Origin of the sequence: Novosphingobium sp. ERW19, assembly GCF_012641315.1 — a bacterium.
Lineage (GTDB): Bacteria > Pseudomonadota > Alphaproteobacteria > Sphingomonadales > Sphingomonadaceae > Novosphingobium.
The window spans coordinates 18,562-33,844 of the sequence record NZ_JABAIC010000005.1 but is presented as its reverse complement, the minus strand read 5'-3'; the positions used below and the strand labels follow the sequence as shown (position 1 = coordinate 33,844).

General features: G+C 65.7%; 13 protein-coding genes. 5 read left to right on the top strand and 8 right to left on the bottom strand.

Annotation, left to right across the window (positions count from 1 at the left end):
* Positions 1 to 61: 61 nt before the first annotated feature.
* The 3 genes from HGI46_RS11155 to HGI46_RS11145 are packed head-to-tail and all read left to right on the top strand — an operon-like array spanning position 62 to position 2,969.
* Positions 62 to 1,804, top strand: a complete 1,743-nt coding sequence (locus tag HGI46_RS11155) for an FAD-dependent oxidoreductase (protein ID WP_168904235.1) — start codon at positions 62 to 64, stop codon at positions 1,802 to 1,804.
* On the top strand, positions 1,801 to 2,196 hold the full coding sequence (locus HGI46_RS11150; protein WP_118075235.1) for a hypothetical protein: 396 nt from the start codon (positions 1,801 to 1,803) through the stop codon (positions 2,194 to 2,196). The genes HGI46_RS11155 and HGI46_RS11150 overlap by 4 nt, the downstream gene beginning before the upstream one ends.
* Positions 2,193 to 2,969, top strand: coding sequence for a glucose 1-dehydrogenase (locus HGI46_RS11145; protein ID WP_168904234.1), 777 nt, complete (start codon positions 2,193 to 2,195; stop codon positions 2,967 to 2,969). Before HGI46_RS11150 ends, HGI46_RS11145 begins: the two co-directional genes overlap by 4 nt.
* A gap of 64 nt (positions 2,970 to 3,033) precedes the next feature.
* Here the strand turns inward: HGI46_RS11145 and HGI46_RS11140 are convergent, their stop codons facing one another.
* Both HGI46_RS11140 and HGI46_RS11135 read right to left on the bottom strand, forming a co-directional pair.
* The gene (locus tag HGI46_RS11140; protein WP_168904233.1) at positions 3,034 to 4,035 is read right to left on the bottom strand and encodes a LacI family DNA-binding transcriptional regulator; all 1,002 of its coding nucleotides are present in this window, start codon (positions 4,033 to 4,035) and stop codon (positions 3,034 to 3,036) included.
* A 55-nt stretch (positions 4,036 to 4,090) separates the two neighbouring features.
* On the bottom strand, positions 4,091 to 5,269 hold the full coding sequence (locus HGI46_RS11135) for a cytochrome P450 (protein WP_168904232.1): 1,179 nt from the start codon (positions 5,267 to 5,269) through the stop codon (positions 4,091 to 4,093).
* A gap of 93 nt (positions 5,270 to 5,362) precedes the next feature.
* Between HGI46_RS11135 and HGI46_RS11130 the strand changes: the two genes are divergently transcribed.
* On the top strand, positions 5,363 to 6,544 hold the full coding sequence (locus tag HGI46_RS11130) for an MFS transporter (protein WP_346766713.1): 1,182 nt from the start codon (positions 5,363 to 5,365) through the stop codon (positions 6,542 to 6,544).
* On the opposite strand, the gene ybaK is transcribed toward HGI46_RS11130, so the two are convergent.
* Positions 6,541 to 7,017 carry a Cys-tRNA(Pro) deacylase gene (ybaK, locus tag HGI46_RS11125; protein WP_168904231.1) on the bottom strand — a complete coding sequence of 159 codons (477 nt, stop codon included), beginning with the start codon at positions 7,015 to 7,017 and terminating at the stop codon, positions 6,541 to 6,543. The genes HGI46_RS11130 and ybaK overlap by 4 nt on opposite strands.
* Before the next feature lie 55 nt (positions 7,018 to 7,072).
* Between ybaK and HGI46_RS11120 the strand changes: the two genes are divergently transcribed.
* Positions 7,073 to 7,579 (top strand): GreA/GreB family elongation factor, encoded by a 507-nt coding sequence (locus HGI46_RS11120; RefSeq protein WP_168904230.1) that lies wholly within the window; start codon positions 7,073 to 7,075, stop codon positions 7,577 to 7,579.
* On the opposite strand, the gene HGI46_RS11115 is transcribed toward HGI46_RS11120, so the two are convergent.
* The 5 genes from HGI46_RS11115 to HGI46_RS11095 are packed head-to-tail and all read right to left on the bottom strand — an operon-like array spanning position 7,564 to position 15,275.
* Entirely contained in the window at positions 7,564 to 8,946 is a 1,383-nt protein-coding gene (locus HGI46_RS11115) for an MmgE/PrpD family protein (RefSeq protein ID WP_168904229.1), read from the bottom strand. The two genes, HGI46_RS11120 and HGI46_RS11115, sit on opposite strands and share 16 nt — an antisense overlap.
* Entirely contained in the window at positions 8,943 to 10,460 is a 1,518-nt protein-coding gene (locus HGI46_RS11110; RefSeq protein ID WP_168904228.1) for a tannase/feruloyl esterase family alpha/beta hydrolase, read from the bottom strand. Before HGI46_RS11110 ends, HGI46_RS11115 begins: the two co-directional genes overlap by 4 nt.
* A complete protein-coding gene (locus tag HGI46_RS11105) occupies positions 10,460 to 13,069 on the bottom strand; it encodes a TonB-dependent receptor (protein ID WP_168904227.1) in 2,610 nt (869 codons plus the stop codon). The genes HGI46_RS11110 and HGI46_RS11105 overlap by 1 nt, the downstream gene beginning before the upstream one ends.
* A 59-nt stretch (positions 13,070 to 13,128) precedes the next feature.
* Complete coding sequence (locus HGI46_RS11100; RefSeq protein ID WP_168904226.1) at positions 13,129 to 14,157, bottom strand: hypothetical protein; 1,029 nt, start codon at positions 14,155 to 14,157, stop codon at positions 13,129 to 13,131.
* Positions 14,154 to 15,275: a CapA family protein gene (locus HGI46_RS11095; protein WP_168904225.1), complete on the bottom strand. Its 1,122-nt coding sequence runs from the start codon at positions 15,273 to 15,275 to the stop codon at positions 14,154 to 14,156. Before HGI46_RS11095 ends, HGI46_RS11100 begins: the two co-directional genes overlap by 4 nt.
* Positions 15,276 to 15,283 lie beyond the last annotated feature (8 nt).

The following is a 15,283-nucleotide window of genomic DNA, read 5'->3' as shown; positions in this document are numbered from 1 at the left end:
TCGGACGGGGTGGGCATCCAGCGCTCGCCCCAATGGACTGAAGAGACGGGAGAAACGTGACATGACCCAGCCCACCAAGGGTATCGACCGCCGCCAGATGCTGGCAGGCGCAGGCCTGACCGCAGCGGTCGCCGCAACCGGCGGCATTGCCACGGCAGCAAAGGCGGCAGACGCACCCGTTGCGGGCTGGGACCATGAATGCGACGTCCTGTGCGTCGGCAGCGGCGCGGCGGCGGGCACGGCTGCCGTCACCGCGCTGGCGGCGGGCGCGAAGGTGATGATGGTCGAGAAGATGCCGATCCTTGGCGGCACCACCGCCAAATCGGGCGGCGTCACGTGGATCTTCAACCACTTCATCTTCCGCGAACAGGGCATCGAGGACCCCAAGGCCGACGCGCTGCGCTACACCGTGCGCTACGGCTATCCGCGCCAATACAATCCCAGCAGCCCGACGCTGGGGCTTGATGAGAATCGCTATCGCGTGGTCGAGGCGTTCTACGATCATGGCTCGGCCGCAATTGATCACCTGCGGGAACTGGGCGCGGTGCAGTTCAAGCAGTTCCGCCTGTTCCAGGTGGACAAGCCCGCCCCCGACTATGCCGACCACCTGCCCGAGAACAAGGTGCCGACCGGCCGCGCGCTGGAGCCGGCGGTGGGTTCCGGCTCGACCCAGGGCGGCGGCAGCCTCGCCTCGCAGATGCATGCCTGGCTCAAGGCCAAGGGCGTGCCGATCCTGACCCGCACCCGCGTCACCCGTGTGGTCAAGGACGCATCGGGCCGGGTCATTGGCGCGGAAGCCACGCAGGGCGACAAGGTGATCCGCATCCGGGCGAACAAGGGCGTGGTCTTCGGCAGCGGCGGTTACAGCCACAACGTGCAGCTGTGCGACGTGCACCAGCCCGCCGTCTACGGTTCATGCTCGCTGCCGGGATCGACCGGCGATTTCATCCCGATCGCGCAGGAAGCGGGCGCGATGATGGGTAACATGGGGCTCGGCTGGCGTTCGCAGGTCGTGCTGGGCGAGGCGCTGAAGACGCGCGGCATCGGCCTTGGCGCCTTCGTGCTGCCGGGGGATTCGATGATCCTCGTCAACAAGTACGGCAAGCGCGTGGTCAACGAGAAGCGCGACTACAACGACCGCACGCAGGCGCACTTCTGGTACGACCCGGCGCACGAGGAATACCCCAACCACCTGATGTTCATGCTGTTCGACCAGCGCAGCATCGACGCCTTCGGCGGCGCCTTCCCCTTCCCGGTCAACAAGGCCGAGCAGCCGCATCTGGTCGAAGGCCAGACCTGGGACGAGGTCTTTGCGGGTATCGACGCACAGCTCAAAGGGTGGCAGGATCGCACCGGTGGCGTGCGCCTTGCGCCGGAATTTGCTGCAAATGCAAAGCAGTCGATCACGAACTTCAATGCTTATGCCAAGAAGGGCGTCGATCCCGAATTCGGGCGGGGCAAATACCTTTACGACCGCGAATGGCACCTGCTGTTCTCGGCGCGGCGCCAAGGCACGACGCAACCTGAAAACCCGTTCCCGAACAACACGATGCATCCCTTTTCTGCGAAGGGACCTTATTATGCCATCGTGCTCGCACCCGGCACGCTGGACACGGCAGGCGGGCCGCAGATCAATGCCAACTCGCAGGTTCTGGCGGCGAACGGACAGCCGATCCCCGGCCTCTATGCTGCCGGCAACTGCATCGCCGCGCCGACCGGCCAGGCATATCTCGGCGCAGGCGGAACGATCGGACCTGCGGTGACTTTCGGCTTCATCGCCGGTCGCCACGCGGTGAGCGCATGAAGCGGCTTGCCCTGGGCGCTGGTCTGCTCGCTCTCGCTATCTCGGCACGCGCTGAAGAACCTGCAGCAACTGTCTCGTATCAAACGGATATTGTTCCGATCCTCGAGCAGAATTGTGCGACGTGCCACCTGACCGGGGAAGAGGCGGGAGCCATGTCGCTGGTCGGCGATGCAGCGATCGGCTTTCTGGTCAGCAAGCCTTCGGAAGGTGCGCCTGCGATCATGCGGGTGGAACCGGGCGCGCCGGACAAGTCCTATCTGGTGATGAAGCTGGAAGGCACGCATATTGACCATGGCGGTTCAGGGGCTCGGATGCCGTTCGGCGGCTTCCCGCTCGACGACGGTGACATGGCAAAGATTCGCGCGTGGATCGCGCAGGGAGCAAGATCGTGAACGCAAACCTCGTATCGCTTGAAGGCAAGGTCGCCGTGGTTACCGGCGCGGGTGTGGGCATGGGCGCGGCAACCGCGCGCTTGCTGGCCGCGCGCGGCGCCAAGGTCATCGTATCGGACATCAACGCTGACACCGCCGCCGCCACTGTCGCGGCAATCAGCGCCGAGGGCGGCACGGCTCACGCCGTCCGCACGGACGTTGCCGACGAAGCGCAGGTCGAAGCGCTGATTGCCGAGACCGTTTCCACCTTCGGCCGCCTTGATTGCGCGGTGAACAACGCCGCGATCACGCCCGATGTCCTGCCGATCCATGAGGCTGACATGGCCGTGTTCGACAAGGTCCTCAATGTCGATCTGCGCTCGGTCATGTTGTGCATGAAATATGAGATCCGTCAGTTGCTTGCGCAGGGTTCCTCAGGATCGATCGTCAATATCGGCTCGGTCAGCTCGTTCCGTCCGCAGCCGAACAATGCCGCCTATGTCGCAGCCAAGCACGGCGTGATCGGCCTGACCAAGACCGGCAGCCTGGAGTATGCCGGCAAGGGCATCCGCGTGAACGCCGTCCTGCCGGGCGCGATCGACACGCCGATGCTGCGCGGTGCGCTGGAGACGACCGGCTTCACCGAAGAAGACTTCGCCCCGGCGCTCAGCCTGTTCGGGCGCTTCGGCAAGCCGGAGGAAGTGGCCGAGGCAAGTGCCTGGCTGTGCTCCGACGCGGCCAGCTATGTCACCGGGCACAGCCTTGCGGTGGAAGGCGGCTACCTTACGCGCTAGTGGATTGATTCTGACATTTGAGCGCGCCCGTTCGGAGAGGGTGCCAAATGTCAGAATCGGACCACTAGGCGCTTTCGCGGGCGACGAGGCGGAAGCCGACATCGACCCAGCGCTCAGCCGGAGGTTGGTTCGGGCGGTGCTTGCGGATAGCGGCGATGGCCTCGCGCGCGATCCGGGCACCGTCCACCTCTACCGAGGTGATGGTGGGACGCATCTCGCCGGCGATCGAACTGTTGCCGAAGCCGACCACAGCAAGGTCTTCAGGCACGCGCAGCCCGGCGGCAAGCGCTTCGACGATCACCCCTTGCGCAAGATAGTCCGACCCGCAGACCACGACGTCGGGCATGTCTGGCAAGCGACGGATCTCGGCAAAGATGCGGCGCGCGTGTCCGAAGCTGGACGGCACCTGGACGGCAGATTCACTGGGCGGTTCGTGCCCGGTAGCCTGCCATTCCTCCACAAAACCGGCGCGCCGCATATTGGCGCGCGCGCCTTCGGCGGTGACGACGTGGGGGCGACGATAGCCGCGCGACATGAGGAAGCGCGCGATGTCACGCCCGGCGGCGTGGTGCGAGAAGCCGACCGCCATGCCGATCGGGTCCTCGGGCAAGTCCCAGACCTGGATGAACAGGGCCGGGCTGCGCCGCACCATGGCATCGACCTGGGGCGTGACCGGCCCGGTGAAGATGATCGCATCGACCCGGCGGCTGAGCGCCGCGCGGATCAGGTCCTCGGTCCGCTTCTCTGAAACGCCGGTCAGGCCCAGCATGACAGTGGTGCCAGCGGCCGACAGTTCCTCGACCATGGCCTGGATCGTATCGTTGAAGATGGACTCCGTCAGGTAGGGGATCAGCACGGCGACCATCTTCGATCGGCTGGATGCCAAGCCGCCTGCCAGCAGATTGGGGATGTAACCGGTTGCAGCGATCGCAGCACGGATGCGCTCCGCCGTGCCCTTGGCCACGACCTCGGGATTGTTGACGAAGCGGCTGACGGTGGCGGTCGACACCCCGGCCATCAGCGCCACATCATCAAGGGTCGGCGTCTTGTCGATCGGTCCACTCATCCCGCCGACGCTAGCGCTTTCCGGGCGGATGATGCAATTGCTCTCTTACGCGGGATCAGGCGAACTGCAGCGGCACCGAGAGCGCGCCGATCTCTGGCCAGCGGCTGACCGTGACCGGCCCGGCAAGTTCGAACTCGCTGGTTGCAGCGAGGATTTCCTCGAGCGCCACGCGCAACTGCATGCGGCCGAGATGGATGCCCGGACAGTTGTGCGGCCCGCGGCCGAAGGCGAGGTGCTGCGCGATATTGGGCCGATCCAGAATGAACTCGTCGGGCCTCGGGAACACGGCTTCATCGCGATTGGCCGAGGCATAGATCAGCGCGATCGCCTCGCCCGGCTCGACCGTGCGGCCGCCCAAGTCAACCGGGCAGACAGCGGTTCGTGCAAAGCCGCGATAAGGCGTGTAAAGGCGGAGAAACTCTTCGATGGCCGCAGGCACAAGCGCAGGGTCTGCGCGAAGCTGGTGCTGCAGCGCCTTGTCACGCGAGAGGTGGACGCAAATATTGCCGATCATGACCATCGGCGCGACCATGCCGACGACCAGCACCTGCCGCACCGTGCCGACGAGCAGGTCATCAGGCAGCGGCTGCCCCTCGTGCCGCGCCTCCAGCAAGGCGCTGGTAGGATCGAAGGCCGGGTCCTGCGGGTGTTCGTGGCGCAACGCGATCAGGGCACGTGCCATGTCGTAGAGGCGGAGCGAGGTCTCCTTCATGACCTCGGGCTTGTTGGAATGCACCGCAAGGATGAAGGCACGGCCATTGTCGTGGAGCGTATCGAGCCAGTCCTCGGGAATGCGCATCCATTCGCCGAAGACGTGGACCGGAAGATGGCTTGACACCTCGACGCAGATGTCCCCTCCGCCCCGGGCCACCATCGGCGCCAGCAAGGCACGGGTCAGTTCGCGCGCACGCGGGGCAAACGTCTCGGCCCGATCGAGCGAGAGCAGCGGATTGAGCGCCTTGCGATAAGGGGTATGTTCCGGCGGATCGAGATGCAACGGCGGCCGGCGACCGGTATAGGCGACCTTGGGAATGACGTTCTGGACCGAAGTGATGAACGTGGCCGAATCCGATGCCACGCGCTTTACGTCTTCATACCGCGTCACCGCCCAGAAGCTGCCGAGACCCTCGGTCCAGGCAACGGGGCACTGCTGGCGCAGGCGCGCATATTCGGCATGGGGGCTGTCAAAGTCTTCCGGAAGTTCCGGATCGAAGTCCTGCAGTCGATCGCTCATGATCGGTTGCATAAGCACGCATTACGGCGCATGCAAGCGCTATCATGGAGTTTTCGGGACGTATGAACCAAGAGGCGCATCGGCGGTGAAAAGGTGAAGGTGCAAAGAGGCTATCGCGCCGCGATCATGATCCTGGCAGCCATCGCCGCAACAGGATCAGTGGCCATCCACATGCTGGTGCCCGCACTTCCGCTGATCGCGGCAGACCTGGCCATCGGCGAGGCCAAGGCGCAGCAGGTGGTGAGTGTCTATCTTGCAGGCCTTGGCTCCGGACAATTGGTGGCAGGGCCACTGATTGACCGTGTGGGGCGCAGGCCGGTGATGATCGCGGGACTGGTGCTGTTCATGGCAGGCGCATTGGCGGGCGCGCTGGCGACATCGACCGGACTGCTGCTCGCGGCGCGGGCGGTTCAGGCGGTGGGCGGTGCCTGCGGCGTGGTGACGGCGCGGGTCATGGTGGGGGATCTGTTCGGCAAGGAGCGGGCCAAGGGCGCACAGGCCACACTGATGACCATCGTGCTGATTTCGCCCGCAATTGCGCCAGTGATCGGCGGGAGCGTGGCCGATCTTGCCGGATGGCGCGCGATCTTCGCGCTGCTCGCCCTGGCGGGAGCGGCAACGCTGCTGGCAGCATCGCTGCGGCTGCCCGAAACGGCAGCTATAACAGCATCGAACCAGCGCACCGGCCTGTTCGCATCCTACGCACGACTGGCGCGCAATCACCAATTTCTGCTGACGGCAGCAACGCTGGGGGCGGCCAGCAGCGGACTTTACATGTTCCTTGGCGCCGCCCCGTTCCTGTTGGTGCACCGCTTTGGGCTTTCGTCAGGCGAGGCGGGGCTGGCCCTGTTGTGGGTGGCGGCGGCGAGCATCGCGGGCACGCGCCTGGTGGTTCCGATCGAACGGCATTTCAGCGCATTGATCGTCGGCACGGCAAGCTCTGCCCTGGGCGCGAGCACGGCACTGGTCTTGGCGCTCGGCGGGGTGGAAGGCGTGATGCCGCTGATTGCGCCGATCTTGTTACTGGGCCTTGGTGCTGGCCTTGCGGGTCCGGTGGCATTCAACGCCATCGGCTTTGCCGAGCCGGGCCTTGCCGCCACTGCCACGAGCCTTGCCGGGGCGCTGCAGATGTTGGCGAGCGGCTCGGCGATGAGCGTGCTGGGGCTGTTTGCGCCGATTGACCCGCTGCGCTTGGCCGTGGCGCTGGTGATCACGACATCGACGGCACTGTTCTGCGCACTGGCGCGTTCACGGCTGGCGTCGGCGAGTGGCTAGGCAGCGCTGATATCGGCCACGGCCGCGTCGAGCACGCGCGCCGCGTCGTCTCCGGCCAGGAACACCTGCAAACCACGCTGCCCGCCGTTGATGAAGATCGCGTCCCACAACAGCGCGGTCTCGTCGATCACGACGGGCACGCGCTTCATCTGGCCGAAGGGGCTGATCCCGCCGACCTTGTAGCCGGTGAGGCGCTCGGCATCGCCGGGGCGCATCATCGTGGCGGACTTTGCCCCCAATGCTGCCGCGACGCGCTTCATCGAGACTTCGCCATCGCTTGGCGCGATGGCGCAGGCAGGCTTGCCATCGATCAGTACCATCAGCGTCTTGAACACTTGCGCCGCTTCCACGCCCAGCGCGGACGCGGCGGCCTGTCCGATGCTCTCGGCATCGGGATCATAATCATAGCTGCGCAGTTCGAACCGGATACCGGCCTGTTCGAGCGCTTTCGTTGCCCGGGTTGCCTGTGCCATAGCGGTCCTTTGGCAGGGCCGCTGATCAGAAGCCAGCCTGTTTGGAGTTTTGTGCATGAGTGTCGCGTTTCGCCGGGAAAGTGATGACGAACATCTCGAACCGGTGTTCGAACTGCCGATCCCGCCCGGGCCGAACCTCGTGACGGAACGCGGCCTCGCGCTGATCCGGGCGCAAGTGGAGGCTTGCGAGGACAAGGTTCAGGCGCTGCTTGCGGCAGGCGCCGAAGAGGCCGAGGTCAAGAAGGCGCGGCGTGAACAGCGCTACTGGAGCACGCGCGCCGCGACTGCCGAACTGATGCCGGCGCCAGGTGGGGAGGCTGTGGCGTTCGGTTGCTCGGTCCAGTTTCGACTCAACGGCAAGGCGCGGTGGATCACCATTGTCGGCGATGACGAGGCCGATCCCGCAGCCGGGCTGATCGCGTGGTCGGCGCCGCTCGCGCGGGCAATGATGGAGGCCGAGGAAGGCGAGCTTGCCGATTTCGGTGGCAAGGCCGAGGCGATCGAGGTGCTGGCGGTGCGACCGGCGCGTCTCGACGCACAGGGCGCTTACGCTGGCGGCTGAAACAGGGCGCCGACGTCAGCCACGGTATCAAGGCCGAGGATCGCGTCGGCAAGGCGGCTGGCGGCTTCGGGAAGGACCGGTACTGCCGCCCGCCCGACGCAATCGAGGAACTTGGCCCGCTGCGCCGCTGGGGAGAGTGGCCGCGCAGGGCAGCCAAGCGCGTTATCGAGCCATGCTTCAAAGGTTCCGCCATTGGTCAACGTGATCCTGATCGCACCGCCGACGCCGGGTTGCCATGTGGGCCGGGGGTCGACGTGGGCCTCAACGCGGGCGGCCATGGCCAGAACCTCGGGATCGGCAAGGCTGACGGCATCGAAATCGTCGAGCCGCACCGCGCCGCGCATCAGGGCCAGTGCGGTGGTGAACGGGATCGAAAACTTGGCGTCGATTGCGGTTGCGGGGGCTTGCTTGCGCGCCAGTGGATCGACCAGCATGGACTGGATGCCATCGACACTGACTTCGACGCGGGCGATGTCAGACGGCGTGATGCCGTGGCGGGCGGAAAGGTCGAGCGCCATTTCGATGAATGCGTGCGTGCCACGGCAGCTGGGCCAAGGCTTGAAGGTCAGTTCACCGCCCCAGAAGTGTGTACCGAGGCGCTCGGTCAGGTCGCCTGTGTCGAACTGCCCGCCAGCGTAAAGGGCGAAGAAGCCGGACTTGCCCTCAAGCGGCTGTTCGAAACCGTCCACCCCTTCGCGCGCCAGCATGGCGGCAGTCAGCGCGGCTTGCGCAGGAAAGGCTTCTCGAACGGCGCGCAATGTGGTGCAGCGGCTGTGCTTGATTTCGCCCGGCATCGTCACCTGGCACAGGGTCAGCGAGAGGGCGTCCCTGGTCTGCTGAGGGGACAGGCCGAGGAGATTGGCCGCGCCTGCCACCGCGCCGAAGGCGGCAACGATCGGCGGGGGGTACCAACCGCCTTGCTCCATCGGCTGGCGCAGCGACAGCGCGATCCGGCAGGCAATATCGCCGCCCACCGCCAGCGCGGTGAGGAAGCGTCGACCATCGACCGGGCCTTGTGATTGGGCCAGCGCCAGCAGCACCGGAACCAGCGAGGCGTTGGGGTGGGCAGGCGCGCGGTCTAAGGCGTCCTCGTAGTCCACGGCATGGGCAAGCGCGCCGTTGGCGAGCGCGGCGCCGAGCGGCTGGACACGATACGGCGTCCCGATGATCGTGCACGGCCCTGCCCCGTTGGCGCGGGCCAGCGCGATGAACGGCGCGGCCTCGGGCGCAAGGCCGCTGGCTGCATGGATCACGCCGATCGCGTCCAGCGCGGCGCTGCGTGCACCGTCCCGGGCAGGATCAGGCAGGCTCTCCCAGCTGGCAGTAGCGATGTGGCGGCAGAGCAGGTCGCTGAGTGTGTCAGTCATTGTTTCAGCCGGGCAGAGGGCCATGCCAGCAGGGCAGGGTCGTGGCGGCAGGTCCACGCGCCCTGTTCCAACCGGGCCGATGCGGGGAAAGCGCAGATCGGACGGGTGAAGCTGGACTCGCCGGCGATCTTGCGGGCCTCGATGCGCGCTGGCGCAACGCCTTGTTCGACCCAGCGGATCAGCGCCCAGAGCATGTCGTTTGCCGGGCCCTCGCTGACCGGCGCGTGGCCGGACGCGCCGAAGGTGTCGACTCCAGGCCCGCCGCGACAGTGGTACATGCCGGGCACCATGAACAGCCGGACCGCCTCGCGCAGCTTCGCCAGACCACCGTTATCGCGGGCCAGCGCGCCGTAATACTCGAGCGTCGGCCCGGCGTTGGTCGATGGGTCCTGCCAGCCCTGGTAGATGATGGCGCGGCGATTGGCGGCAAGGAACGGGGCGATGGCGGTGCTGTCTGCCCGAAGCTGCGGCATGACGCGATTGATCGTGGCAAGGTCGCCTGTGCGGCTGAAAGTCAGCGCGTCCCAGTCCGGATCATCGTGCGCGGCATCGGCCCACATCGCCCGCAGCAGCGGCGATGGCGGGCCGGGCCGGGTGCGGACGGCCGGGAACAGGCCGCGGTCCATCGCCCTGCCGCGTTCATCGCGCAGCGGGGCAATGACAGCATTGAGCATGGCGAGCTTGGGCGGCGTCAGGCAGCCTTCGCCCTGCCCCGGCTTGCACAGGAGTTTGGCAGTACGGAACCGGCACTGCAGCGGATTGGTGATGATGCCATCGACCTTGCCGTCCAGCGGATCGCAGGCGCGGGTGACGGCGCTTTCATAGAGCGACCAGTCGGCGTCGCTGAGCGCAGCCGCCGGCTTGCGCTGGGCTTCCAATGCGAACCACATCATCCGCACCGATTGCAGCGGCATGTTCGGCCCCGGCGCGCCGGCGATCACCCCGTCGTAATCGAGCGGGTGGACCTGCATTTCCTTGAGCGCCTGCCGCCCGCCGCCCGAGCACCCGGTGAAGTAGCTGCGTGCGACCGGCCTTGCATAGAACCGGGCAGCCAGCGACTTCGCGGCCTGTGCCGTCAGGTGGACCGCGCGATGTTCGTAATCGGTGCGGGCCTTGGGCAGGCGCATCCAGTGCGCGTCGGTTACCTTGTGGCCGCTGTCGGTAGTGACGGTGGCGAAACCCTGGGCCACGCGCAGGCTCATGTCGAGGTAGTTGAACACCCCGGCGTCACCGCCAACGCCCGCGCCGAGCAACCGACCGTTCCATGCCATCGGCAGCCACAGTTCGAAGCCGATGGTGCCCTCGAGCCGGCCCTCGACCCGGCAGAACGGCACATCGACCGGAACGGACTTGTAGAAGGTGGTCCTGTCGTCGGGCCTGAAGGCAACACCTGCGGGGATTGCGGTGGCCTTTGCGACCACCACGTCCCCGCTGGCGCCCTCAAGCGCGCTGCAATCGCCAGGGCTGGCGCTGGCGACCGTGGCCGCCGCCAGAAGCGATAGCAGCGCCGCCATCAGAACTTCACGCCTGCCGTCATCGAGAACATGCGCGGTATGGGGTTGGCCGACTGCGGATCGTATCCGCGCGTGGTATCAACGAAGGGCGGATCCTCGTTGAGCAGGTTGCGCACGTCAAAACCGATGCGCAGGCGCTCGTTAACCTCAACGTTCAGGCCCAGATCGAAAGTATCGTAGTTGGAGACCTTCTGCACCGGTGTGACCGTGGTGTTGGTGTAGGAGGCCAGATGGTTCCACGTCAGGCGGCCCGAGAAGATGCCCAGCTTCGCGCCGATATCCGCCTGCGAACGGAACTTCTGCGGGAAGTTGATCAGGCCGACGACGTTTGCAACCGCAGCGCCCGGTAGCGGCTGGAACAGGTACTTGGTATAGTACGTGCCGGAAACACCGGCATCGAACTTCACTGCACCCAGCTCCCAGTTGGCATAGGCGGCAAAGTCGATCCCGCGCACGCGCGAGCGGCCAAGGTTCTGGCGGCGGCCATCGACGATGAACTGCACCGCATTGGCATTGATCGGCTGATTGATCGGCAGGCCCGAAGCGATCAGCGCGTTCACTTCCGTCTGCGTCGGGTTCAGCTTCACGAACGAGGCGTAGAGCGGGTTGGTGAGGATACCCGGCGTGCCGCGCAGAGCCTGGATCTGGTCCTTGTAGTCGATGTCGAAGTACGTCAGCGACAGGCGCAGTGCGCTGATCGGGCGGAACTCTGCGCCGAATGACCATGTCGTTGCCGTTTCAGGCTTCAGCCCCGGATTGCCGCCAGCGATGCCGATGCCGGTGAGGTTGCCCGAGGCGCCCGGCAGCGTATCGTAGTAAAGGCCCGCCCCGCCCGCGATGGTCGACACTTCGGTGAAGGTCGGCGCGCGGAACGAAGTACCGTAGCTGCCGCGCAGCGTCAGCGATTCCACCGGCTTCCACGTCAGGCCGATCTTGGGGTTGGTGGTGCTGCCGAAGTCGCTGTACTTCTCGTAACGCCCTGCGATCGACAGCGAGAGCTGTTCGATCCCCGGCATGGCATTGCCACTGCCGACGATCGGCACGAACAGTTCGCCAAACACCGCCTTGACATTGCGCGTGCCGGAATCGGCCACGCTGCGCGGGGTGGCGGCCTGCCCGGTCTTGAGATCGGTATAGGTGTACTCCTCCCGGTATTCCCCACCCAACGCAACGCGTACTGCGCCGCCGGGAAGATCGAACAACGAGCCATCAAGCTGGACGTTGGCGACGTCGAGCTTCGTGCGGCCGGTGATGATGAACAGGTTGTCGCGGATCTTCGCCAGCGTCGCCGGGTTGTTCGGCCCACCGAACACGTTGAGCGCCGTGGCAGGATTGGTATCGGCGAGCGCGGCGTTGAGTGCGGCAGTGTTCACGCCCAGGCGGCGGTCGGCGACATCCTCGGATTCACCGTGGGCGTAATAGGCCGTCGCCTTGAAATCACCGACCAGCTTGGCTTCGATACCGCCGACCACGTTCCAGGATTCACCGTGGTAAGGGTTGAAGTCGGGCCCCAGCGTCGGGACCATCGACCACAGCACCGTCTGCTGCGTGGTGCCCGGCACGGGGGTGACGAAGAACGGGTTGGTGTTGCGCACAGTGGCGCTGATATTGTTGATGCCGGCGATGGTGCCGTTGCGATAGGAATAGAACCCGTCGGCAAACAGACGCACGCTCTCGCCCACGTCCTGCGAGACCGCGGCGGTGATATTGTAGCGCTTCTGTTCGGGGATCACCGTGTCGAGCGCGTTGTAGAAGCAGCGATTGGCGGTACCGGCAACGAGCGAGCCGACATTGGCCGCGGTTACCCCGCCCTGCGGAATGGCGTAAGTCTTGCCGCCGAGGCTGATCGTGCCGGGGTTGCAGTTCTGCACGCGCAGGTCACGCCCGCCGCGATTGCGGTTGTCGTCCTGATAGAAATCGAGATCGTAGCCGCGCAGGTGGGTGTTGTGGGTATATTCGGCAGCGATCATCGCCGAGCCACCGTCCCACTTCTTGCCGAAGATTCCGGCGAACTGCTTTTCGGTGTAGCCACCTTCAGCGATACCGGCGCGGGCACGCACCTCCACGCCATCGAAGTTGCGGCGCAGGATGAAGTTGACGACGCCGGCGATCGCGTCGGAACCATAGACCGCGGACGCTCCATCGGCGACGACTTCGACCCGTTCGAGCGCAATGGCAGGCAGGACCGAAGGATCGGTATACTGCCCTTGCGTGCCTTGCGGCGGGAAGCGGCGGCCATCGTAGAGCAGCAGCGTGGCGTTGGTGGAAATGCCGCGCAAGTTGATGCCCGCGCCGCGCGTGGCGTTGGCCGCGCCGTTCTGGGCCGAACCGCCGTTGCGGTTGGCGCCGAGCGACACGACCTGCGGCACGCGGCGGAGCAAGTCATTGGTCGAGGTCACCGGCTCCTGCGCGATGTCGTCCGCGCCGATGGCGATGACGTTCGAGCCAACCGGGGCGATGCCGCGAATGCGGCTGCCGGTGACGACGATCGACTGGTCATCGGGCGCGCCCGTCTCAGAATCCTGCGCTTCCTGCGCGTGGACCGTTGAAATGCAAGCGATTGCAGAGCTTGCTGCGAGCAGCACCTTGAAAGCGTTCCGGTTCCCCATCTTCAGTCTCCCATTTGTATCTTCACCGCCGGCGCAGTCCGCCGGACCAATCGTTCAATTCAGGCAGTTTCGGCTCGCGCCTGCCTGCTCGCGGAAAGGCGCGGGGCGAGCGAGAGCAGGACAATGGCGCCGACCAGCACGCCCGCGCCGATCAGTTCGGCATCGCGCGGCATCTTCAGGCCCCAGAACCACGCGAGCAGGACCGAGCCGCCAATCCCGGCAACAAGGCTGGCGGCGCGCTCCAGCGGCACACAGTAGGCGTTCTCGCGCGGGTCCAGCAGGATGATGATGGCCAGCACGGAAATGACAGTGAGCGTCGCGCCGATCCAGAACAGATCGAGCAGCACCGGATCGCTCCACACGCCGATGAAGCCCCAGGCAAGCTCGCCCGATTGCCCACCGATGCCGCTTGCCGAGATGACACCGAGGATCACCACCGACATCGGCAGCGCGATCATCTTCTCCTCGACGAAATAGCGCCTTACCGAGGCTGGATCGCCGCTCTTGGAAATCTTGGTCATCACGAACAGGCGCAGGAAATAGCCCAGCGTGTAGAGCACCACGGTGAGGATCGCGATCGGTGGCAGCTTGAGGCCGCCCCGGTCGGACAAGGTGATGACCAGCGCGAAAAGGACCATCGCCAGCGCTGTCCAGCTCCACCAGCGCACCCGGCGGCCGAACATCACGTCGACCAGCGGCGCGATGATCAGGATGTCGCCGCGCATCACCAGCTGGATGAACGGGATGCTGACGTTGGGGATGGTGAAGCTGAGCGGCACGGTAAACAGCACCAGCGAGGTGCCGAGGCCGGAAAGGAACGTGTAGAAGGTCGGGAACGGCAGGCGAACCGGCCCCAACGTGATCTTGTTGGCATCGCGGTGCCAGCCCGAGAGCCAGATGAAGCCCCAGGTCAGCACCATGTTGATGATCAGCGACGCGGGCAGGGTTTCGAGGCCGGTCAGCGGACGGCCAAGTCCGGCGTGCGGCTGCGAGGTGACCAGCTTGGTCACGATCACATTGGGCAGGTACGCCAGCAGATAAAGCAGGACGTAGCCTTCGAGCGGAAAGGCAGAGGCGCGCGGCTTCATGCTGCCTGCTCCAGCACGACCATGCCTTCGGCCTGACGATAGCGGGCGTTGAGGCCTGCTTCTTCCGTAACGGCAGCGAGGTATTCGATCACGGCGGCATGGTCCTCGCTACCCGGTTCGGCCAGGCGCGGCACGGCATCGCGGCCGATGACAAGCGGCAGAAGGCCTGCGCGAAGCATCTTGCCGCCGGCGATCTCGAGCCGGGCAATCATCGACAGACGTGCGGCCTTGGGAAAATTGTAGAGACTTTCGAAATCCGGCTCCCACTCTTCGGCAAGAACACGGATCTCGTTGAAACTCTTGGAGTTGGCGTGGGCCTCGTCCATCGCAAGGTCGGTGGCGAAGTTGCACAGCGAGTAGAAGACGGGCTTGCCGTCGATCAGCTCGCAGCCCTTGAGGATATGCGCATGGCCGCCGAAGATCGCATCAGCCCCGGCGGCAATCGCGGCGCGGGCGACATCGCGCTGGTAATCGGCAATGACCGCGCGGACGAAGTGGATGCCCCAGTGGTGCGAGACGAGAACCACGTCGGCCTCGGCCTTCGCGGCGCGGATGTCGGCCTCCATCGCGGCCAGATCTTCGCGGTGGGGATAGGTGTGGACCCGCGCCGGGGTGCCGGGCTGGTCGTGCTCGATCTGCTCGTAGACGGTGAAGGCGCGCATCGGGACGCAGCCGGGACGGCGTTCGTCAGCCCAATAGGAATGGGGCAGGATGCTGGAATAGGCAAGGAAGGCAACGCGCGTACCATCGCCCAGCGTGCGGATCACCGGGCGGCGAGCCTCGGCAATGTTGGCCCCGGCCCCGACAACGCTCATGCCCGCGCTTTCAAGGTGCCTGCGCGTTTCGAAGAAGGCTTCCTGGCCCCAGTCCATCACGTGATTTCCGGCCATCGAGATCACATCGAAACCGGCGCGGCCCAGCGCAGCAGCGCCTTCCGGGCGGGCGAGGACGGCATGGCGTGCCTGTGGCAAGCGGACGCCCTTTTCGGCAAAGCTGGTTTCGAGCTGGCCGAACACGAGATCGGCGCTGCGCAGAATATCGGCCGTCCCGGCAAAGCAGGCGTCGTAATCATCGCGGTCCATCGCGAGATCGCCAGTGGCCAGTACGGTATGAATCACGCCTCTCC

Coding starts and splice junctions, on each gene's coding strand:
- HGI46_RS11155 (WP_168904235.1), top strand. CDS start 62: ATGACCCAGCCCACCAAGGGTATCGACCGCCGCCAGATGCTGGCAGGC.
- HGI46_RS11150 (WP_118075235.1), top strand. CDS start 1,801: ATGAAGCGGCTTGCCCTGGGCGCTGGTCTGCTCGCTCTCGCTATCTCG.
- HGI46_RS11140 (WP_168904233.1), bottom strand. CDS start 4,035: ATGAGTGGACCGATCGACAAGACGCCGACCCTTGATGATGTGGCGCTG.
- HGI46_RS11135 (WP_168904232.1), bottom strand. CDS start 5,269: ATGAGCGATCGACTGCAGGACTTCGATCCGGAACTTCCGGAAGACTTT.
- ybaK (WP_168904231.1), bottom strand. CDS start 7,017: ATGGCACAGGCAACCCGGGCAACGAAAGCGCTCGAACAGGCCGGTATC.
- HGI46_RS11120 (WP_168904230.1), top strand. CDS start 7,073: ATGAGTGTCGCGTTTCGCCGGGAAAGTGATGACGAACATCTCGAACCG.
- HGI46_RS11115 (WP_168904229.1), bottom strand. CDS start 8,946: ATGACTGACACACTCAGCGACCTGCTCTGCCGCCACATCGCTACTGCC.
- HGI46_RS11110 (WP_168904228.1), bottom strand. CDS start 10,460: ATGGCGGCGCTGCTATCGCTTCTGGCGGCGGCCACGGTCGCCAGCGCC.
- HGI46_RS11105 (WP_168904227.1), bottom strand. CDS start 13,069: ATGGGGAACCGGAACGCTTTCAAGGTGCTGCTCGCAGCAAGCTCTGCA.
- HGI46_RS11100 (WP_168904226.1), bottom strand. CDS start 14,157: ATGAAGCCGCGCGCCTCTGCCTTTCCGCTCGAAGGCTACGTCCTGCTT.